Source organism: Pseudomonas sp. SWRI77, assembly GCF_014269105.1.
Taxonomy (GTDB): domain Bacteria; phylum Pseudomonadota; class Gammaproteobacteria; order Pseudomonadales; family Pseudomonadaceae; genus Aquipseudomonas; species Aquipseudomonas capeferrum.
In genome coordinates, this window is record NZ_JABWRV010000011.1 from 24,262 (window position 1) to 43,027 (window position 18,766).

The following is an 18,766-nucleotide window of genomic DNA, read 5'->3' on the forward strand; positions in this document are numbered from 1 at the left end:
TGAAGTGGGCCATGCTGGCCTGGGTCGATTAACCCAAGGTTAACCCGGTCCTACATCCCCCAAACGCACGCGCCAGGTCCATAATCTTCACTTAATCCACCCGTGGTGCAGTATCTGCCTCACCCAACCCGGAGCCCCACCATGCACGTTCTGCTCTGCGAGGACGATGACCTGATCGCCAGCGGCATCTGCGCCGGCCTCACCGCCCAGGGCTTGACCGTGGACCGGGTCGCCAATGCTGCGGGTGCACGGGCGATGCTCCAGGCGGCGCAGTTCGATGTGATGATCCTCGACCTCGGCCTGCCCGATGAAGACGGCCTCAAGCTGCTGCGGCGCCTGCGTCAGCAGGGCGAGAGCCTGCCGGTGCTAGTGCTCACGGCACGCGATGCGGTCACCGACCGGGTCGATGGCCTGCAGGCCGGCGCCGACGACTACCTGCTCAAGCCGTTCGACCTGCGGGAGCTGGCGGCGCGCCTGCACACCTTGCTGCGCCGTGTGGCCGGGCGGGCAGTGAATGCCATCGAGCACGGCCCGCTGCGTTATGACCCCAGCAGCTGCGAAGCGACCCTGGCCGGCCAGCCGGTCGACCTTTCCCGCCGTGAGCAGGCGCTGCTCCAGGCCCTGCTGCAGAACCCAGGGCGGGTGCTGTCCAGCGAACAGTTGAAAGATTGCGTGTACGGCTTCAGTGACGAGGTCGAGAGTAACGCCCTCAATGTGCATATTCACCATTTGCGCCGCAAGCTCGGTAACAGCATCGTCGAAACCGTGCGTGGCCTGGGCTACCGGCTTGGCCCTGCGCAGGCACCGAAGGAGGTCGCGCCATGAGCCTGCGGGTACGCCTGAGCCTGATCCTGGGCAGTGCCTTCGTGATCATCTGGGTACTGGCTGCCGCATGGATGCTGCGCGACCTGCGCCAGCAGATGATGTTTTCCCTCGACCAGCGCTTGGTGGCTTCGGCGCGCATGGTTGCCGGGCTGATCGACCAGTTGCCGCAACCCTTGGCGGCCAAGGGCGAGGATGCGCATTTTTCCGCCGACCAGTTCAGCGTGCCGGACGGCATGGCCTGCCAGGTGAGTTCACTGCGGGGCGAGATCCTGGCCAGCAACCACAAGCATGACGGGGCCATGGATGATCAGCGCAGCGGCTTCCGTGACCAGACCATCGACGATGCGTTGTGGCGTACGTTTACCTACAACCACGGTGATGTGCGCATCACCACCGCCGACCGCCACATGGAGCGCGAGGCCCTGAACCAGTCGATCCTGCTGGCAGCCTCGGCACCGGTGCTGATGGCGTTGCTCGGCAGCCTCGGCCTGTTGTGGATCGGCCTGGGCAAGGGCCTGGAGCCGCTCAATAGAATGCGCGACGCCCTGCGTCGGCGGCGTGCCGACAGTGTCGAGCCGTTGCAGGTGGCCGGCATGCCCAGCGAGCTGCAACCGCTGCTGGAAACCCAGAACCAGTTGTTCCTGCGCATTGCCCAGACCCTCGAACGCGAGCGGCGCCTGACCGATGACGCCGCGCATGAATTGCGCAGCCCGCTGACGGCGATCAAGACCCACCTGCAGGTGGCGCGCATGACCGATGGCGCGGTGCGCGAGCAGGCGCTGGAGCATGCCGAACAAGGTGCCGACCGCATGCACCGCACGCTCGAGCAACTGCTGATGCTGGCGCGTGTCGAGGGCAGCCTGTCGTTCGAGGATGGCGTGCAGTGCAGCGCCGAGCAGGTCGCCCGGCAGGCGGTGCAGGATGCCGGTGGCGGCGACAACCGGCGGATCGTGCTGCGCCTGCCCGAGCAGGCCACGCAGATCTACCTGGGCATGCCCGCGCCGCTGGCGGTCGCGGCCTTGCGCAACCTGCTGGACAACGCCTTGCGCCACGGTGGCGAAAGCGCGGTGGAGCTGGAAGTGCAGATGGCTGATGGCCAGGTGGGCTTCATGGTGCGTGACCACGGGCCGGGGATTGCCGACGACGACTTGCAGCACCTGACCGAGCGGTTCTGGCGCAATGGCCAGAGTGGCGGGTGTGGGCTGGGCTTGGCGATCGTCCAGGCGATTGTCCAGCGTTGCGCCGGTAGCTTGCGTTTCGACAGCCGCAGCGATGGCTTGCGTGTGCTGTTGCAGGTGCCGGCGCGCTCGGGTCGTTGATTTTCCTGGCTTGGTGAACCAGATACAATCCCCAGGCATCACAACCCTGTACAAAAATCCCGCAGCAACCGCTAAATCCTCCCGGCGCTTAAGCGTTTCCCAAGCGACAACTACCCGCACACATCTGCTTACAGGGGCGTGGCGGGGCACTTTCGCTTGCTTGCGAGGATCTACCATGTCGACCGCTACCCGCCTTGCCCAGGTCTTGCCGGCCAGTGCGCCGCAACCCCTGTACGAGTTCACCGATTCGCCGCTGCTGCAACGCCAGCAGCAACAGGAATCCAACGCCCGCAGCTACCCACGGCGCATTCCACTGGCGCTCAAGCGCGCCCGTGGCATCCATGTCGAGGATGTCGAAGGCCGCCAGTTCATCGACTGCCTGGCCGGCGCCGGCACTTTGGCCCTGGGCCATAACCACCCGGTGGTAATCGAGGCGATCCAGCAAGTGCTGGCCGACGAACTGCCGCTGCACACCCTCGACCTGACCACGCCGGTCAAGGACCGCTTTGTCCAGGACCTGTTCGGCGTACTGCCCGAGGCGCTGCGCCGGGAAGCCAAGGTGCAGTTCTGCGGCCCGACCGGCACCGATGCTGTTGAAGCGGCGCTCAAACTGGTGCGTGGCGCCACCGGCCGCAGCACCGTGCTGGCCTTCCAGGGCGCCTACCATGGCATGAGCCAGGGCGCGCTGAGCCTGATGGGCAGCCACGGGCCGAAACAGCCGCTGGGTGCCCTGCTGGGCAACGGGGTGCAGTTCATGCCGTACCCCTACGACTACCGTTGCCCGTTCGGCCTGGGGGGCGAAGCCGGGGTCAAGGCCAACCTGCATTACCTGGAGAACCTGCTGCTCGACCCTGAAAGCGGCGTGCCTCTGCCGGCAGCGGTGATCCTCGAAGTGGTGCAGGGCGAAGGTGGCGTGGTGCCCGCCGATATCGCGTGGCTCAAGGGCGTGCGACGGATCACCGAGCAAGCCGGCGTGGCGCTGATCGTCGACGAGATCCAGAGTGGCTTCGCCCGCACCGGGCGGATGTTCGCCTTCGAGCACGCCGGTATCGTGCCGGACGTGGTGACCTTGTCCAAGGCCATCGGCGGCAGCCTGCCGCTGGCGGTGGTGGTGTACCGCGACTGGCTGGACACCTGGAAGCCAGGCGCCCATGCCGGCACCTTCCGTGGCAACCAGATGGCCATGGCCGCAGGCTCGGCGGTGATCCATTACCTGGTCGAACATCGCCTGGCCGAGCACGCCGAGGCCATGGGCCAGCGCCTGCGCCAGCACTTGCTGCACCTGCAGCGGGATTATCCGCAGTTGGGCGATATCCGGGGCCGTGGGCTGATGCTCGGGGTAGAGCTGGTCGACCCGCACGGCCTACGCGATGCCCTGGGGCACCCTGTGGCCAACCGCGCGTTGGCGCCCAAGGTTCAGCGTGAATGCCTCAAGCGTGGCCTGATCCTGGAGTTGGGTGGGCGCCACGGTGCAGTGGTGCGCTTCCTGCCACCGCTGATTATCAGTGGCGAGCAGATCGACGAGGTGGCGCAGCGGTTTGCCGAGGCCCTGAAAGCAGCGGTCTGACACATGCCGGGGCCGCGTTGCGGCCCCGGCCAAGGTGGGGCCGTTGACACCCTGCAGCGTGAAAGGGCAGGCGGGTGGGGGTGGCCATGCGGGCGCCCTCTTGCAAGCGGGTTTCTCTAGAAGCGAGCCGACGCCACCGCAAAGTAACCCCCGCAAGGGTGGCTACCAGCCGCGCCCGGAGTTCACCCAGAAGTTCACCGACAACGAGGTGGACACCGACTCCACCTGATGGAACCAGCCTTCTGGCAGGAACAACAGGTCACCGGCCTGCAGCACCACGCGCAGGAAGGGCACCTCGCGCGCCGCCGGGAAGCGTTGGTAGTCTGGCGCGTCGGGGTTGAAGTCACAGCCGTCCAGGCCCCCTTTGGGGCTGGTCGACCAGGTGCCCAGCGCTGCCCGATGGTGAGGTGCGGCGAGGATGAACGACTTCTGGCCCCAGACCTGGGCGAACAGGTTGTCGGTGTCGTCGCGATGCAGGGGCGTCAGGGTGCCCTTGGGGCCGATCCAGATACGGGGCGAGATGAAGCGCTGGCGCTCGAAGTAATCCGGAAAGCGGATCAGTGTCAGGAGTTTTTCCGGGACGATGTTGTTGCCCATGTAGGCCGGTGTCTCGCCAGGCTTGGCCGGTTTGTCCAGCGAAGCGATGAAGTCGGCCATGGAGGTCGAGCGGAAGTCGCGGTCGGTGGAGAAGGTTTTCTTGACGTAGTCACCATGCCGGGTAATGCCCTGCAGCTCGGCGAAATGCTCGAGCGAAGCCTCGCGGCCCATGCTGAACAGTGGCCAGTCCTGCAGGGCGTCGCCGAGTACCACAGGGGTGCCATGCAGCAGAAACTCGCTTTGAAAGCGCGACAGCGGCATGTCGGCCCGGGCTATGCGCAGCACCTCGCGCTGCACTGGCAGCGCCGCCGAAACCCGTTCGCTGAGGCGTGCCGGCGTGGGGTAGCGCTGGTTCATCGCCACCTTGGCCGGCGCCGCACCTTTGCGGGCGTTGTTGATGATCTGCGGCAGCAAGGTAGCCAGGCCCATGTTGCCGGTGATTTTCAGGCGTGCGCTGGCGAACAGTTCCTCGACATTGGCCGTGCCGCCCATGATGCCGAGGAAGTCGCGCTCGGCCACTTCGATGGTGACATCCGGGGTGCTGTGCCGGCCCGCGCCCGTGCGGCTGGTGTCGCGCACTTCCGACCAGAAGGCCCGGTCCTGGCCGAAGACGAACTGGAACACGCCTTCGATGCCGACGGCATGGGCGTTGGCGAACAGTTTGCTGAGGATGCTCTGAAGGTCCACGGTTAGCCTCTGACGGGGTTTCGTTGTGAAGGGATAACGAGTGTGTCCGTCGTCGATTTAGCCGTGCCTGCCGCTAATTTTCGCGGGGCCTTCTACGTTCCGTAGGGATAGCCGAGTCACATTGTTCAAGCAAGGATCCAACATGGCATTGCACCCTGATCTGGCGGGTTTTCTGGAGTTGGTCGAATTTGGCCGGTTGACGGGCAGAAGCCTGCCCATGCACGCGATGGATGTGGCCCAGGCCCGGGCGGAGTTCGAGGGCAGCTCGCAAGTGCTCGACCCCAGCCCGCCCGGCAGCCTGCAGGTGAGCGAGCTGAACGTCCCGGCGCGTGATGGCGCCAGCCTGCCAGCACGGCTGTACCGCGCGAACGACGCGGGCGGTGCTTTGCAGCCGGTGATTTTCTACCTGCACGGTGGCGGCTACGTTGTAGGCAGCCTCGACTCGCATGATTCGGTGTGCCGCCGTCTGGCAGCCATGGGCGCGTTCGCAGTGCTGGCGGCGGACTACCGACTGGCACCGGAACAGCCGTTTCCGGTGGCGCTGCACGATGTGCTGGATGCCGCCAACTGGCTGGCCGAACAGGCGCCAGCGCTGGGGCTGGACACCCGCCGAGTGGTGCTGGCGGGGGACAGCGTCGGCGCCAGCCTGGCTGCGGTACTGGCCATCACCGCGGTCGAACAGCCTGAGGCGTTGGCGTTCAAGCCGCTGGCGCAGTTGCTGTTCTACCCGGTGACCGATATTTCCTGCCAGCGCGAGTCCCATCGCCAACATGCCGAGGGCTACCTGCTGGAAACGCCTACCCTGGAGTGGTTCTACCAGCACTATGCGCCGCAGCCAGAGCAGCGCCTGGACTGGCGCGTGTCGCCCTTGCTGTCGACGCTGCGCGCGCCGTTGGCGCCGGCTTATCTGTTCGTCGCCGAGTACGATCCGTTGCATGACGAAGGGATTGCCTACCGTGATTGGTTGGTGGCGGGCGGGACCGAGGTGACGTTTGCCCGGGTCGAGGGGCTGACCCATGACTTTTTGCGCATGTCGGGGATTGTTGGGCAGGTGGGCGATATCTACCAGGATGTGGGGCGTTGGCTGGAGGGGGTTGGGGATAAGGCTTGAGATTGCCGGGGGCGCTTTGCGCCCCTTCCTGCAGCTCAGCGCACCCGCCGTCCCAGCACATCGACTAGCCGGTCGATCTCGGCTTCTGTATTGAGCAACCCAGGCGCGGTACGCACCACCGGCCCGGCATCACGCGACACGGCATCGACGACAATGCGCTGGCTGTTCAGGTGCCCAGCCACGTCATCTGCCTCCTGACCCTTGACCCTGAAGAAGGTGAAACCTGCCGAGTAATGAGCACTACGGGGCGTCACCAGCTCGACCGCCTCAAGCGCCTCAAGGCGTTGCTTCAGGTAGTCGTTGAGCCCATGAATACGCGCCTGGACCTTCGCCTTACCCTGCTGCAGGTGCAGTTCGAACGCCTTGCCCAGCGCCCAGCGGTGCTCGAAGGCATGGTAGCCGCCGGGGGTCATCACGGTGGCGAAGTCTTCATTCTCGGAAAACGTGGCGATGGTCGGGTTCAGGTGCTTGAGCTCGGTGGAGGCTGCGCAGATGATCCCGGTGCCGCGTGGCCCGAACATCCACTTGTGGGTGCCGGCGATGAAGTAGTCGCAGTTCAGGTCGGCAAAGCGCATGTCCTCGACGCCGAAGCCATGCACGCCGTCGATCACATAGATAATTTGATCGCGCTCGTCGCGCTGCCGATTGACCTCGCGCACCAGTGCGCCGATCTCGCCGACAGGCAGCTTCACACCGCTGCCCGAATGCACCCAGGTCATGCCCAGCACGCGGGTCTTGGGGCTGATGGCCGCAGCGAGGGTGCCCAGTACCTGGTCAGTGCTGACCAACGCGGGGTTTTCGAACAGGCGCAACCTGCGCACCGGCGTGCCATCGCGCGCGGTGCGAAAGCCAAGGGTATGGCGCGCCGCCGAATGCTCGTGCACGGTGGTGAGGATCTCCTGCCCCGGCGCAAGCTTCAGGCCGCCATAGATCAGGCCCAGGCCTTCTGTGGTGCTGCCGGTCAGGGCGATCTGCCGAGGGTTCACTTCCAGGTAGCGGCCCGCCCACTCGCGCACGGCGGCTTCGTGCTTCCACTCCGCCTGGCTGTCCCAGTCGACCATGCGAGCCGGGTGCCGGTCGAAGCTCGCGCGCAGGGCTTCGATGGCTTCGCGCACGGGCTTTGGGTGTGAGGTGATCAGGAAGTTGGCGAAGTGCGCGTACTCCGGGTCCAGCTCGAACAGGCTGCGAAAGCCTGCCCAGGCGTCGCCACCTGCAACTGGCGAGGCGGCGTGTGCGCCCGGCAGCCACTGGCTGGCCAAGGGCAGGGCGGCGGCCAGGAGGCCTGCCTGCTTGAGAAAGGTACGGCGATGGTTCATGAAGGCACTCGCAGGCTTATCGGGACGAGGTGGAGGCGGGTTGTGCGGCGTGCTGCACCTGTTCCCACACGCGCAGGAAGTTGCCGCCCCAGAGCTTGGCGATATCGGCCTCGGAATAACCGCGGCTGATCAGCTCGGCGGTCACGTTGCGCGCTTCGCTGGCGTCGTGCCAGCCGTCGATGCCGCCGCCTTCGTTGAAGTCCGAGCTCAGGCCTACATGGTCGATGCCGACCTTGCGCACCGTGTAGTCGATGGCGTCGCCAAAGTCCTTGAGCGTGGCCGCTGGTTCTTCGTCGAGGATCCCGTACAACGCGTTGGCGTACTGGCCCACTTTCTGTTCGGGCCAGCCGGCGATGACCGGGTCGCCCGGCATCAACGCGTAGTTGAGGTTGGCCAGTGGCGGCAGGTCGTAGCGGGCGCGCAGGTCGTTGAGTTTGCCCTGGGTCTTGGGGCTCAGCGGCCTGAGATAGGTTGAAAACGCCACCAGTTGGATCACGCCACCGCTGTCCTTGATCAGTTGCATCTCCTTGTCGGACAGGTTACGGGCGATATCGACCATGGCCCGCGGGGCCGAATGCGAAGCCACCACGGGCGCGCGGCTGAGGCTGATGGCCTGGGCCAGCGCCTTGCTCGACATCTGCGACACATCGATGATCACGCCCAGGTCGTTGAGCCGCTGCACGGCACGTTTGCCGACCGGCGAAAGGCCGTCCAGGGCATCGGCGGTGTCATTGAAGAACGGCAGCGGGCGCGAAGAGTCGGCCCAGCTGTTGTTGCCCACATAGCTGAAGCCGAACATGCGCACGCCGCGTGCGGCCCAGCGGTCCAGCTGATCAATGTCGTCGCCCAGGGCATAGGCATTGAGCATGCTGAGGAACACTGCGAACTTGCCCTCGCCATGCAGGCGCCGCATGTCTTGCGGGGTGTAGGCGATACCGACCTGCTCGGGGAAGTCGCGGACCATGGCGTCGATGGCGTTGTAGCGCACTTCCTGGGTGTGGCGCGCGGCTTCGACGAAGCCGGCGGTCGGCCGGTGCGGGCCATCGTCGCCGGTCCAGGATTCGGGCCAGGCGAAGATGGTCAGTGCGGCGCCGGACAACCGCCCGCGGGCGGCCTTGGCGAGGTCGAAGCGGCCGTTGCCGTCTTTGTCAGCCTCGCTGCCTTCGGTGCCGAAGGTCAGCGGCAGGGTGACATGGCTGTCGAACGAGATGATGCGTTCCTGCAGGTCGTTGGCCTGGCGCACCACTTCTCTGGAGTAGCCTGCCGGCGTGTTGAAGTAGTGCCAGGCGGCAAAACCGGCACCTGCGGTCACGGCCGCGGCCAGGCTGATAAACAGGGCTTTCTTCCAGCGTGGAGTCGTCATCTTGGTCTCAGTAGGTTCACCGTCGAGGGATGGGCACAGAGGCCGCCGCTACCTGGAGTGAACGAGCCTGCCGTGTGGAAATTTAGCCAGCGACGGCGGCTCGTCTGCGCCAGCAACGGTAAATTTTGCGCTGTGTACAACGTTCTAGCCTTGGACGGGCCGTGCTCCATGGCCGCAATCAATGCACAGGTAGTTGCAATGACGATTTCTCGACGTGGGTTCATCGCCGGTGTGGCATTGACGGGCGCGGTGGTGCCCGGTGCGTGGTATGCCCAGCGCCAATGGGCCGCCGAAGCGTTCCCGGAAACCCCCGGCGAGGCGGTCGTCGAACTGGCCGATACACCGTTGCAGCAGTTGGGTGACACCTTGCGTGGGATCTGGCGCTGGACCTTGCAGGGCAAGGACGCGGGCCTGCAAGGCTTGCCTGACGGCGAACTGGAGTTGTTCCTGGATGTTGCACCCAGTGGGCGGGCGCTGCGTGGTTATCTGGACACCCCCGAGCGTCTGCGCAGTGATGAACAGCCGCGCTACCGGGTGGTGGGCGACCTGCTGGCAGACAAACCAGGCACCTTGCGCTGGCGCTTGTTCTCGACCCAGCCAGGCGAAACGCAGGCCCGCTATGAATGCCATATCGTCATCGACGAGGTCTGGGGCCGCTTCGGCAATGCCGGGCCAGCAACCCTCAATGGGCGCATTGCGCAACTGGACCGTGCGCTGGCGTTGCCGGTGCAGGACAACCACTTTCTGGCGCTCAAGCACACCTTCCCCGAGGCGCGTGAGCGCACGCCACTGAGCCCGCAGTTGCTGGCCTGGCTGATCACCCCGGAGCACCGTCTGTTTCACCAGTTGTGGCATGCCTCGCGTGACAAATGGCACAAGCTGGACAAGGGCAAACATGCCGCCCTGCGCGGCTTGGGCTGGCAGCCGGGGCCGCGTGAGCGGGAGCGTGACGCGCGTGGCCGGCACAAGGACCGCAACGGCTCGGGCGAAGACTTCTTTTTCATGCACCGGCATATGCTCGGCAGCGCGCGAGCCTTGCAGGACCTGCCTTCATGGGCGCGGTTTCCGCAGCCACAGCCGGAGCTTGAGCGCGACCGCGCAGGCTTCGCCCGCTATTTCGACAACCACGACGGCAATGCCTTGCCGCCCACCTGGCTGGCGAGCGGCGACGCGCAATACACCCAGTGGGTGCGCGACATCAAGAGCCCGGATACCTACCATGGCAACTTCCAGGTCTGGGAGTCGCGTTACAGTGACCCTGAATACCTGAGCACGTTGACCTTGGGCCAGTTCGGTTCGGAAGTGGAGCTGGGCCTGCATGACTGGCTGCACATGCGTTGGGCTTCGGTGCCGCGTGACCCTGGCAACGGCATGCCGGTGCCGACGGCGCGCACGCCTGACGATTTCGCCTTGCGCTGGTTCGCGGCGGAGAACGACTTTCTTGGCGACCCGTTTTCATCCCACGTGAACCCGGTGTTCTGGCAGTTTCATGGCTGGATCGACGACCGCATCGAGGACTGGTTTCGGGCCCATGAGCGGGTTCACCCCGGTGAGGTGCGGCGCCTTGAGATCAATGGTGTGCCTTGGTTTGCGCCAGGGCGCTGGGTTGAAGTGGCCGACCCTTGGTTGGGGCCTGATACGCACGGGTGCTCTACGGTGCCGGGGTTGCGGCCGGGGCGCAGTGTGGAGATGGACCCGGAAACGATGAAGCTGGCCTTGCGCATTATCTATAGCGATGAGGACCTGTTTGGCACGTTGCGGCCCAAGGTGCCACAGCGGCCTTGGTATGCGCGGAATCTGAAGGTGGGCGTGCGGGGGCGTTGATATCGGTTGGGGGTAGCCTCGGGGCGTAGGCGGTAATTTTGTAGCGCCCTACGCCCAGCTACTGCCCAACCTTCCACCCACCCCCCAACGCCTTGTACAGCGCCACACTCCCTTGCAACCGTGCCAGCCGTAACTGCGCCTGCTGATCTTGCGCCAGGTACAACGTGCGCTGGGTTTCCAGCACGCTGAGCAGGGTCTCGGCGCCTGCACCATAACGCTGCTGGGCCAGATCAAAAGCCAGGCGCGCCTGCTGCACCTCCTCGTCCTGCCACTGGCGCTGGCGGTCCACGCCATGAATAGCGTTGAGCGCTTTCTCGACATCGGCGAAACCCGCCAGGATGCTGCCCCGGTAAGTCTCCAACAGTTCGACCTGTTCGGCTTCCGCCAGGTCGCGCGAGGCCCTTAACCGGCCGTTGTTGAAGACCGGCGCGACCAGCCCCGCAGTGAGGGTGTAGAACGAGCTGTCGAAGACACGCGCAAAGGTATTGGCGCCGCTGCCCAGATTGGCCCCCAGGGTCAGCTTCGGCAGCATGGCGGCCCTGGCCACCTGTACGTCGGCGCTTGCCGCTGCCAGCCGTGCTTCGGCTGCGGCGATGTCCGGGCGACGGCTTAGCAGCTCGCTGGGGATGCCACTGCCAATGGCTGGCCACTGCAGGGCATCGATCGCTTCACTGCTGGGCGGCAGGGCCTGGACCGGGTCGCCCAGCAGCGTGGCCAAGGTGACCTGGCTGTCTTGCCATTTCTGTTCAAGCAACGGCACCTGTCGCTCCTGGGCGGCCACCAGGCTGCGCTGCTGGGCCAGCTCCAGGCGCGTGGCCGAACCTGCGCGCTGGCGGGCTTCGACCAGGCCCAGTACATCACGCGCATTGCGCAGGTTGAGCCGGGCGATGTTCAACTGTTCTGCCAGGGCAAGGCCTTGCAGATAGCTGTCGGCCACGGCGCTGACCAGGGTCAGTTCGACGGTTTGCCGATCGAAGCGGCTGGCGTCGAGGCTGTGCATCGCGCTGGTGCGGGCGGCGCGCAGGCCGCCCCAGAAATCGATCTCGTAGCTGGCACTGAGTTTCAGGTCGAAGGAGGTACTGGTGCGCTCGTTGCTGCTGACGTCCAGCTGGTCGTTGCCTTTGCCATGCAACAGGCGTTGGCGGCTGCCATCCAGGCCCAGGTTCAGTTCGGGCAGCAACGGCGCGCCAGCGATAACAGCCTGGGCCTGGGCTTGGCGCACCCGTGCCGTGGCAGCCGCCAGGTCGTGGGCGTTGAGCCGGGCGCGCTCGACCAGGCGGTCCAGCTCGCTACTGGCGAAGGCACGCCACCATTGTGCTGACGGCAGTTGGGCAGATGACGGCTCGACCTCGCCTTGCCAGGCTTGCGGTGCAGTGATGCCGCTTTCGGGAGTAGGGGGCGTGCTGCAAGCGGCGAGGCTCAGGCACAAGGTCAACAGGCTGATACGGCTTGGCAGAGTCATGGGTTATTCGCTGGTAAGGGCTTTGACCGGGTCGAGTCGGGCGGCCTTGCGGGCCGGCATGAAGCCGAACACGATGCCGGTGACGACAGCGCAGGCGAACGCGCCGAATATGGCAGGCAGGGCAAAGGCCACGGCGATCTCGGCCAGCATCAGGCCGCCGCCAATGGCCAGGGCCAGGACGATGCCGGCAATGCCGCCCACCATCGACAGCATCACGGCCTCGCTCAGAAACTGCCGCAGGATGTCGCGCTGACGCGCGCCGGTGGCCATGCGGATGCCAATTTCACGGGTGCGTTCGCGCACGGTCATGAGCATGATGTTCATCACCCCGATGCCGCCCACCAGCAGTGAAATTGCAGCGATCGCCCCCAGCATCAGCGACAGGCTGTTCTGCGTGCGTGCTTCGGCCTGGATCAATGCTGCATCGTTGGTCAGCTCGAAGTCCTGACGGCCTTGGTGGCGCTGGCGCAGCAGCTGATCGATGGCCGCTTCGGCTTCGTTGACCCGTGTGGAGTCGAGGGCGGCAACGGTGATGTAGTCCGGGTCACGCTGGCCAAACAGGCGGATCGCCGCGGCGGAGTAGGGCACCGCGATGCGCCCGTCGCTGTCCTGGTCGCCGGAACTGGCGCCCTTGCCGGCGAGGATGCCAACGACCTGGAACGGCACGTTGCCAATCAGGATGTACTGCCCCAACGGGTCGCGCCCGGGGTCGAGCATCTTTTCCCGGACCTTTTGGCCGATCACTGCCACGGCCGCCGCATTGGCTTCGTCGGCCTCGGTGTAGAAGGCGCCCTCGACCGCTGGCCAGTTGAAGATCTCCGGGAACCAGGTGTTGTTGCCGCCGACATAGAACTGCTGGCTGTTGTTGCCGTGGCGCACCATCATCTTCTCGCCGATCACAGGCATGACGTGTTTGACCTGGGGCAGTTCGCCGATGGCGGCGACGTCGTCGAGGGTGATGGTGCCGGCCTGCTCGCCAAGCGTTGCCGGCTTGCCGTTGAGGTAGAGGATGTTCGAGCCGAATGCCGCCATTTGCGCCATGACCTGACGCTTGCTGCCTTCGCCGACGGCCAGCATGACCACCACCGAGGCCACCCCGATGACAATGCCGAGCAGCGTCAATGCGGTGCGAAAGCGGTTGACCCACATCACCCGCCAGGCCGCCTGCAGGGCTTCGATCAGTTCACCTTTCCATGCCCCGCGCAGGGTCGCGCCGCGGTCCAGGCGCTGGCGCAGGTCGTCGGCCTGCAGCCCTTGGTCGGTGTTGACGGGGGTATGCTCGGCGGCCGAATCGCTGATGATCAGGCCATCACGTATTTCGATGACCCGTTGCGCCCGCGCCGCCACTTCGCGGTCGTGGGTGATCAGGATGATTACATGGCCCTGGCTGGCCAGTTCGTCGAGCAGCGCCATGACTTCGGTGCCGCTGTGGCTGTCGAGCGCGCCGGTGGGTTCGTCGGCGAGGATGATGTGGCCGCCGTTCATCAGCGCCCGGGCAATTGACACCCGTTGTTGCTGGCCGCCGGACAACTGGTGCGGGCGGTTGCCGGTGCGGCTTGCCAGGCCAAGGCGGGTGAGCAGGGCGGTTGCGCGCGCGTGGCGCTCACTGGCGGCGATGCCGGCGTAAATGGCCGGCATCTCGACGTTCTCCTGCGCCGAGCCCGAGGGGATCAGGTGGTAGCCCTGGAACACGAAGCCAAAGGCTTCGCGGCGCAACCAGGCCAGCTCGTCGCTGTCCAGCTCGGCCACGTCCTTGCCGGCAAAGTGATAACTGCCGGCGGTTGGCCGGTCGAGGCAGCCGAGGATGTTCATCAGCGTCGATTTGCCTGAACCGGATGCACCGACGATGGCGACGAATTCGCCAGGGTGAATGCTCAGGCTGATGCCCTGGAGGATGTCGACCTTGGGGGTATCGACGCCGCCGTAGGACTTGCGGATGTCGATCAGTTCGATCAGGGGCGTCGTCATTCAACCTCCGCTGACGCTGGGGGCGCCGATGACCAGGCGTTCGCCTTCGCTGAGGCCGTCGAGCACCTGCACCCGCAGGCGGTCGCTCAGGCCGGTACGCACCTGGCGCTGTTCCACTTCGCCTTTGCTGTTGAGTACCCGGGCGAGGCGCAGGCCTTCGCTGTCGTCCAGCGCCGCAAGTGGCACGGTCAGCACCTGGCTGGCCTGGCCTGCGACAAAGAACACCTGGGTGGTCATCTCGGCCATCAGGGCGCCGTCCGGGTTGTCGACGTCCAGCAGCACGGTGTACTGCACCACTTGGCTGCCGGTGGTGCCATTGACGGCGCTGGCCGGGCTGCCACCGCCCTGGCTGGTCTGGTCCAGCGGCTTGGGCGGGATTGGCAGAATCTGCCGCACCGTGCTGGTCCAGCGGCGTTTGCCGCCGGCCAGGGTGGTGAAGTAGGCGGTCATGCCGGGTTTGACCTTGCCGATGTCGGCTTCCGATACCTGGGCCCAGACGGTCATGGGCGAAAGCTTGGCGATGCGCAGGATCAACGGCGTCTGCTGTTGCGCGTTGAGGGTCTGGCCTTCACGGGCATCGACCGCCACCACGGTGCCGTCCATGGGCGCATAGATCCGCGTATAGCCCAGCTCCGCCTCGTCACTGCGCAGGTTGGCCTGAGCCTGGCGGATCTGCGCCTGGAACATTTCGATGCGTGCCTGGGTCACCTTGAGTTGGGCATCGGCGGCCTGGACGTCTTCGTCGCGGGTTGCCCCGGCGGCGGCCAGGTCGCGCTGGCGCTTGAGCTGCTGCTGGGCCAGTTGAAACTGTGCGCGCTGCTCGGCCAGTTGGGCCTTGAGGTTGTCGATCGAATAGCGCCCGGCGTCGAGCCTGGCTTGCTGGGTGGAGGGGTCGATCTCGACCAGCAACTGGCCTTTGCGCACCGGGTCGCCGGCTTCGACGTGCAATTTATGGATCTGTCCGGAAGCCTGGGCACCCACGTCGACGTAGCGCCGCGGCTGCAGGGTGCCCAAGGCGGTGACGCTGCTTTCGATGTCGGTGCGGGTGACGGCGACCGTGCTGAACGGCTGCGCGCCGAAGGGCAGGGTCTTCCAGGCCAGCAAGCTGCCCAGGCTTAGCAGGGCCAAGCCACCGAGCAGTATCCGACGGCGGGTGTGGGGTAAACGTCTCATGCAGACTTCCAGCCAGGGGTGATGGCCACGCACAGCCAAGAAAGCGGCGCGCACTGAGGTCCCAGTTAGACGAAGGCTGACGGTGCGGATTTAGCGTGATCGGAGGGGAGGATGCCGTGTTGCTGAGAATAATTATAGTTTGTACTATCGCACGTTGACATCACTCAGTCCCGCGTAGCTGCCCGAAACGGCTTTCTGGCAAAGGCAGGCAGGACGACCTCAGGTAACGTCGTGGAACATTACTATCGCGAACTGGTGGGCTTCCTCTCCGCGCGCCTGGGCAGTCGTCAGGCTGCCGAAGACGTCGCGCACGATGCCTATCTGCGGGTACTGGAACGTACCGATGCCGAACGGATCGAGCATCCGCGTGCCTTTCTCTACCGCACAGCGCTCAACCTGGTGGTCGATCGTCACCGGCGCCACCAGGTGCGTCAGGCCGAACCGCTGGAGGTGCTCGACAGCGACGAGCGCTGGCACAGCCCGGCACTCACCCACGACATGCAGCTCGACCAGCGCCTGGCGCTGATGCAGCGCGCCCTGGATGAACTGGGCAAGGTTTGTCGCGACTGCTTCCTGCTGCGCAAGCTCGATGGCCTGTCGCATCAGCAGATTGCCGAGCATCTGGGGGTGTCTCGCAGTGTGGTTGAAAAGCACATCGTCAATGCCATGAAGCACTGCCGTGTGCGCATGCGCGAGTGGGAATCCTGAAAACGGGTGAAAGGCGGATGAAAATTCCGTCACCCCGTCACTTGATTTCTGCGGGTTTCCCGACAACTATCAAGAGAGACCCCAGCCAGGCATAGCTTTGGCGATTGCCGTTACTGGCGCAGTATGGTCAGGGAGTGTCCCTTTTCACCTACTGCCCAGGTCCGACAATGGCAAACAAGACCCTGCGCATCCTCATCGCCGACGAGCACCCTTGCCAGCGTTTGCAGCTGGAGAAACTGCTCAATGGCCTTGGCTATTACCGGATTGCACCCGTGGACAGCTTCGAGGAGCTGCAGCGCCTGGTGCAGTGCGCCTTGCAGCCCTTTCACCTGCTGTTGGGCAACATCGAGCTGGCCAGCCATGTTGGCGTCGACCTGGCGCGCTTCTGCCGGGTCAGCACGCAGATCCAGCATGCCCTGCTTTATCACTCCTCGCAGTTGAAAGTGCCCGCCGTGCCGCAGACCGAACGCCAGTCCGTCAGCCTGAGCCTGCCGCAGGCGCCGGATAACGAGGCGCTCGAGTCGTTCATGGCGATCATCGACGCGCCGCTGCTGGTCGGCAAGCTGCCACTGCCTGTGGCAGCTCCGGCCAGCACACTGCGCCCACGGGTGAACTTCGCGCAGACGGTGTTCAGCCGCTAGCGCCAAGGCGGGCGGGGGAAGGCAGGTATTTGCTATCCTCTTGCCCTTTGCCGATCTGCGGACCCTGCCATGACTGCCATCGATACCGCTCGCCCGCCCCGGTTCAGCCGTGGCGACCACCGGACCCTGGGCCTGGCGGCGCTGGGTGGCGCGCTGGAAATCTACGATTTCATCATCTTCGTGTTCTTCGCCCTGACCCTGAGCAAGTTGTTCTTCCCGCCCGAAATGCCCGAATGGCTGCGCCTGCTGCAAAGCTTCGGGATCTTCGTGACGGGCTACCTGGCGCGGCCGCTGGGGGGCATCGTCATGGCGCATTTCGCCGATCACTTGGGGCGCAAGCGGGTGTTCAGCCTGAGCATCCTGATGATGGCCCTGCCGTGCCTGCTGATCGGCGTGATGCCAACCTATGCCGACATCGGCTACGCGGCGCCACTGGTTTTGCTGGCACTGCGCATTCTGCAGGGGGCTGCGGTCGGCGGGGAGGTGCCAAGCGCCTGGACGTTCGTTGCCGAGCACGCGCCGCAAGGTCGGCGCGGTTATGCCTTGGGTTTCCTGCAAGCCGGGTTGACCTTTGGCTACCTGCTGGGGGCGCTGACCGCGACCTTGTTGGCCCAGGCGTTTACCGCGCAGGAAATTCTCGATTACGCCTGGCGTTACCCCTTCCTGCTCGGGGGGGTATTTGGTGTGATCGGCGTGTGGTTGCGCCGCTGGCTAAGTGAAACACCGGTGTTCATGGCCTTGCGCGAGCGTAAGGAGCAACCCGTGGCGTTCCCCCTGCGGCGGGTGCTGGGCGAGCATCGTGGGGCGTTGCTCCCGGCAGCGCTGCTGACCTGCGTGCTGACGTCGGCAGTGGTGGTGTTGGTGGTGATCACGCCGACGGTGATGCAGCAGCGCTTCGGCATGACCGCTGCGCACACCTTTGCCTTGAGCAGCGTAGGTATCGTGTTCCTGAATATCGGCTGTGTGCTGGCCGGGCTGCTGGTCGATCGCCTGGGCGCCTGGCGTGCGCTGATGATCTACAGCCTGCTGCTGCCGCTGGGTATCGGGGCGTTGTATGCGAGCCTGGTGGGGCAGTGGGGCACGACCTGGCTGGCCTATGCGCTGGCGGGGCTGTGCTGCGGCGTGGTGGGCGTGGTGCCGTCGGTGATGGTCGGGCTGTTCCCGGCGCAGATCCGGGTTTCGGGCATCTCCTTCACCTACAACATTGCCTATGCCCTGTGGGCGAGTACCACACCCTTGGCGCTGATCGCTCTGATGCCGTGGAGCCCGTGGGTGTGTGTCGGCTTTTGTCTGATCATGGGCGCGGTGGGGCTGCTCACGGCCCTGTATTTCGGGCGTCGTGAGCCTTTGGCGTTTGCGGCGGAGCGGATGCCGATCATGTGTGGTGACAAATGAGGCATTAGAGGCAGGTGGGGGGTGGGGCAGACTTCCAGGTGGGGGCTATTGGAATAACCTATTAGCCAAATTTAACCTGGAAGGTTAATTTCTCATGGAAAAGAGAACGCCTCATTGCCCGCTGGAGCGGATAAAAGCCCTGACTGCGGCAAGGCGCGTCAGCCCTACGGGCGCTGCATTAAGAGATGCTAAGGCGCTAGGAATGGATTTTCCGGGCATGCTTGAGGTAATCACTAGCGTGAAGCGCACTGATTTCTACAAAAGCATGACCAGCCATATTGATCACCGGGTTTGGCAGGACGTGTACCGCCCGTTTACAGCGGTTGGCTACGTTTACCTGAAAGTGTCCGTGGTCAACGACGTGCTTATCGTGCCCTTCAAGAAGTTGTAATCATGAGATGTCCAATTTGCGGGGGTGCCGAGCTTGCACCTGACACTTAGGGCATGCCTTATCGCTACAAGGGAGAGACGACCCTGATCCCGGACGTAAGTGGCGATTATTGTTCCGCATGCGGTGAGTGCGTGCTGAACCATGATCAAGCCATGCGTGTCAGCGATCTGATGACGGCATTCGAGCGCCAAGTCAATGCAACTGTAGTGGACCCTTCTTTCATTGCCTCCATCCGCAGGAAGTTCGACCTCGATCAGCGGCAAGCGGGGGAAATTTTTGGTGGCGGGGTCAATGCGTTCTCCCGTTATGAAAATGGCAAGACCACGCCACCCGTGGCGCTGGTAAAGCTGCTGAAGCTACTGGATCGCCACCCCGAACTGTTCGAGGAAGTGCGTACAGCCTGATGCGAGCAGGCAACA

At 64.8% G+C, this 18,766-nt stretch carries 16 protein-coding genes; 10 read left to right on the forward strand and 6 right to left on the reverse strand.

The window, feature by feature from the left end:
- Window positions 1-141 precede the first annotated feature (141 nt).
- From HU766_RS12785 to HU766_RS12795, 3 genes are all read left to right on the forward strand, one after another.
- Window positions 142-825: a response regulator transcription factor gene (locus HU766_RS12785; protein WP_033699321.1), complete on the forward strand. Its 684-nt coding sequence runs from the start codon at window positions 142-144 to the stop codon at window positions 823-825.
- Window positions 822-2,144: an ATP-binding protein gene (locus tag HU766_RS12790; protein WP_186657202.1), complete on the forward strand. Its 1,323-nt coding sequence runs from the start codon at window positions 822-824 to the stop codon at window positions 2,142-2,144. The genes HU766_RS12785 and HU766_RS12790 overlap by 4 nt, the downstream gene beginning before the upstream one ends.
- A 175-nt stretch (window positions 2,145-2,319) precedes the next feature.
- Entirely contained in the window at window positions 2,320-3,711 is a 1,392-nt protein-coding gene (locus HU766_RS12795) for an aspartate aminotransferase family protein (RefSeq protein WP_186657204.1), read from the forward strand.
- 162 nt (window positions 3,712-3,873) lie between these two features.
- On the opposite strand, the gene HU766_RS12800 is transcribed toward HU766_RS12795, so the two are convergent.
- Window positions 3,874-4,995 (reverse strand): cupin-like domain-containing protein, encoded by a 1,122-nt coding sequence (locus tag HU766_RS12800; RefSeq protein ID WP_186657206.1) that lies wholly within the window; start codon window positions 4,993-4,995, stop codon window positions 3,874-3,876.
- Between the two features lie 142 nt (window positions 4,996-5,137).
- On the opposite strand from HU766_RS12800, the gene HU766_RS12805 reads away from it, so the two are divergent.
- On the forward strand, window positions 5,138-6,106 hold the full coding sequence (locus HU766_RS12805; RefSeq protein WP_186657208.1) for an alpha/beta hydrolase: 969 nt from the start codon (window positions 5,138-5,140) through the stop codon (window positions 6,104-6,106).
- Between the two features lie 35 nt (window positions 6,107-6,141).
- On the opposite strand, the gene HU766_RS12810 is transcribed toward HU766_RS12805, so the two are convergent.
- Both HU766_RS12810 and HU766_RS12815 read right to left on the reverse strand, forming a co-directional pair.
- Window positions 6,142-7,422, reverse strand: a complete 1,281-nt coding sequence (locus HU766_RS12810) for an aminotransferase class V-fold PLP-dependent enzyme (RefSeq protein ID WP_186657211.1) — start codon at window positions 7,420-7,422, stop codon at window positions 6,142-6,144.
- Window positions 7,423-7,438: 16 nt separating this feature from the next.
- Window positions 7,439-8,785: a dipeptidase gene (locus HU766_RS12815; protein WP_186657213.1), complete on the reverse strand. Its 1,347-nt coding sequence runs from the start codon at window positions 8,783-8,785 to the stop codon at window positions 7,439-7,441.
- 198 nt (window positions 8,786-8,983) lie between these two features.
- On the opposite strand from HU766_RS12815, the gene HU766_RS12820 reads away from it, so the two are divergent.
- Window positions 8,984-10,609 carry a PvdJ/PvdD/PvdP-like protein gene (locus tag HU766_RS12820; RefSeq protein ID WP_186657215.1) on the forward strand — a complete coding sequence of 542 codons (1,626 nt, stop codon included), beginning with the start codon at window positions 8,984-8,986 and terminating at the stop codon, window positions 10,607-10,609.
- 58 nt (window positions 10,610-10,667) lie between these two features.
- Here the strand turns inward: HU766_RS12820 and HU766_RS12825 are convergent, their stop codons facing one another.
- From HU766_RS12825 to HU766_RS12835, 3 genes are read right to left on the reverse strand one after another with little or no spacing between them, the layout of a single operon-like run.
- Window positions 10,668-12,071: an efflux transporter outer membrane subunit gene (locus HU766_RS12825; RefSeq protein ID WP_186657217.1), complete on the reverse strand. Its 1,404-nt coding sequence runs from the start codon at window positions 12,069-12,071 to the stop codon at window positions 10,668-10,670.
- Between the two features lie 3 nt (window positions 12,072-12,074).
- Window positions 12,075-14,039 carry a MacB family efflux pump subunit gene (locus tag HU766_RS12830; RefSeq protein ID WP_033699307.1) on the reverse strand — a complete coding sequence of 655 codons (1,965 nt, stop codon included), beginning with the start codon at window positions 14,037-14,039 and terminating at the stop codon, window positions 12,075-12,077.
- Complete coding sequence (locus tag HU766_RS12835) at window positions 14,040-15,212, reverse strand: efflux RND transporter periplasmic adaptor subunit (RefSeq protein ID WP_047581288.1); 1,173 nt, start codon at window positions 15,210-15,212, stop codon at window positions 14,040-14,042.
- Window positions 15,213-15,443: 231 nt separating this feature from the next.
- Here HU766_RS12835 and HU766_RS12840 point away from each other — a divergent pair, with 231 nt between their 5' ends.
- The 5 genes from HU766_RS12840 (at window position 15,444) to HU766_RS12860 (ending at window position 18,751) form a co-directional block, all read left to right on the forward strand.
- Window positions 15,444-15,920, forward strand: coding sequence for a sigma-70 family RNA polymerase sigma factor (locus HU766_RS12840; RefSeq protein WP_033699303.1), 477 nt, complete (start codon window positions 15,444-15,446; stop codon window positions 15,918-15,920).
- 167 nt (window positions 15,921-16,087) lie between these two features.
- Window positions 16,088-16,561, forward strand: coding sequence for a response regulator (locus HU766_RS12845; RefSeq protein WP_033699301.1), 474 nt, complete (start codon window positions 16,088-16,090; stop codon window positions 16,559-16,561).
- A 69-nt stretch (window positions 16,562-16,630) separates the two neighbouring features.
- A complete protein-coding gene (locus HU766_RS12850) occupies window positions 16,631-17,956 on the forward strand; it encodes an MFS transporter (RefSeq protein WP_186657219.1) in 1,326 nt (441 codons plus the stop codon).
- A gap of 94 nt (window positions 17,957-18,050) precedes the next feature.
- On the forward strand, window positions 18,051-18,347 hold the full coding sequence (locus HU766_RS12855; protein WP_186657222.1) for a type II toxin-antitoxin system MqsR family toxin: 297 nt from the start codon (window positions 18,051-18,053) through the stop codon (window positions 18,345-18,347).
- 53 nt (window positions 18,348-18,400) lie between these two features.
- Entirely contained in the window at window positions 18,401-18,751 is a 351-nt protein-coding gene (locus tag HU766_RS12860; protein ID WP_186657244.1) for a type II TA system antitoxin MqsA family protein, read from the forward strand.
- The last annotated feature ends 15 nt before the right edge of the window (window positions 18,752-18,766 follow it).

Excerpts from the sequence above, each read along its gene's own strand:
- HU766_RS12820 (WP_186657215.1), top strand. The coding sequence starts at position 8,984 with ATGACGATTTCTCGACGTGGGTTCATCGCCGGTGTGGCATTGACGGGC.
- HU766_RS12785 (WP_033699321.1), top strand. The coding sequence starts at position 142 with ATGCACGTTCTGCTCTGCGAGGACGATGACCTGATCGCCAGCGGCATC.
- HU766_RS12835 (WP_047581288.1), bottom strand. The coding sequence starts at position 15,212 with ATGAGACGTTTACCCCACACCCGCCGTCGGATACTGCTCGGTGGCTTG.
- HU766_RS12830 (WP_033699307.1), bottom strand. The coding sequence starts at position 14,039 with ATGACGACGCCCCTGATCGAACTGATCGACATCCGCAAGTCCTACGGC.
- HU766_RS12795 (WP_186657204.1), top strand. The coding sequence starts at position 2,320 with ATGTCGACCGCTACCCGCCTTGCCCAGGTCTTGCCGGCCAGTGCGCCG.
- HU766_RS12810 (WP_186657211.1), bottom strand. The coding sequence starts at position 7,422 with ATGAACCATCGCCGTACCTTTCTCAAGCAGGCAGGCCTCCTGGCCGCC.
- HU766_RS12855 (WP_186657222.1), top strand. The coding sequence starts at position 18,051 with ATGGAAAAGAGAACGCCTCATTGCCCGCTGGAGCGGATAAAAGCCCTG.
- HU766_RS12850 (WP_186657219.1), top strand. The coding sequence starts at position 16,631 with ATGACTGCCATCGATACCGCTCGCCCGCCCCGGTTCAGCCGTGGCGAC.
- HU766_RS12825 (WP_186657217.1), bottom strand. The coding sequence starts at position 12,071 with ATGACTCTGCCAAGCCGTATCAGCCTGTTGACCTTGTGCCTGAGCCTC.
- HU766_RS12815 (WP_186657213.1), bottom strand. The coding sequence starts at position 8,785 with ATGACGACTCCACGCTGGAAGAAAGCCCTGTTTATCAGCCTGGCCGCG.
- HU766_RS12845 (WP_033699301.1), top strand. The coding sequence starts at position 16,088 with ATGGCAAACAAGACCCTGCGCATCCTCATCGCCGACGAGCACCCTTGC.
- HU766_RS12805 (WP_186657208.1), top strand. The coding sequence starts at position 5,138 with ATGGCATTGCACCCTGATCTGGCGGGTTTTCTGGAGTTGGTCGAATTT.
- HU766_RS12860 (WP_186657244.1), top strand. The coding sequence starts at position 18,401 with ATGCCTTATCGCTACAAGGGAGAGACGACCCTGATCCCGGACGTAAGT.
- HU766_RS12790 (WP_186657202.1), top strand. The coding sequence starts at position 822 with ATGAGCCTGCGGGTACGCCTGAGCCTGATCCTGGGCAGTGCCTTCGTG.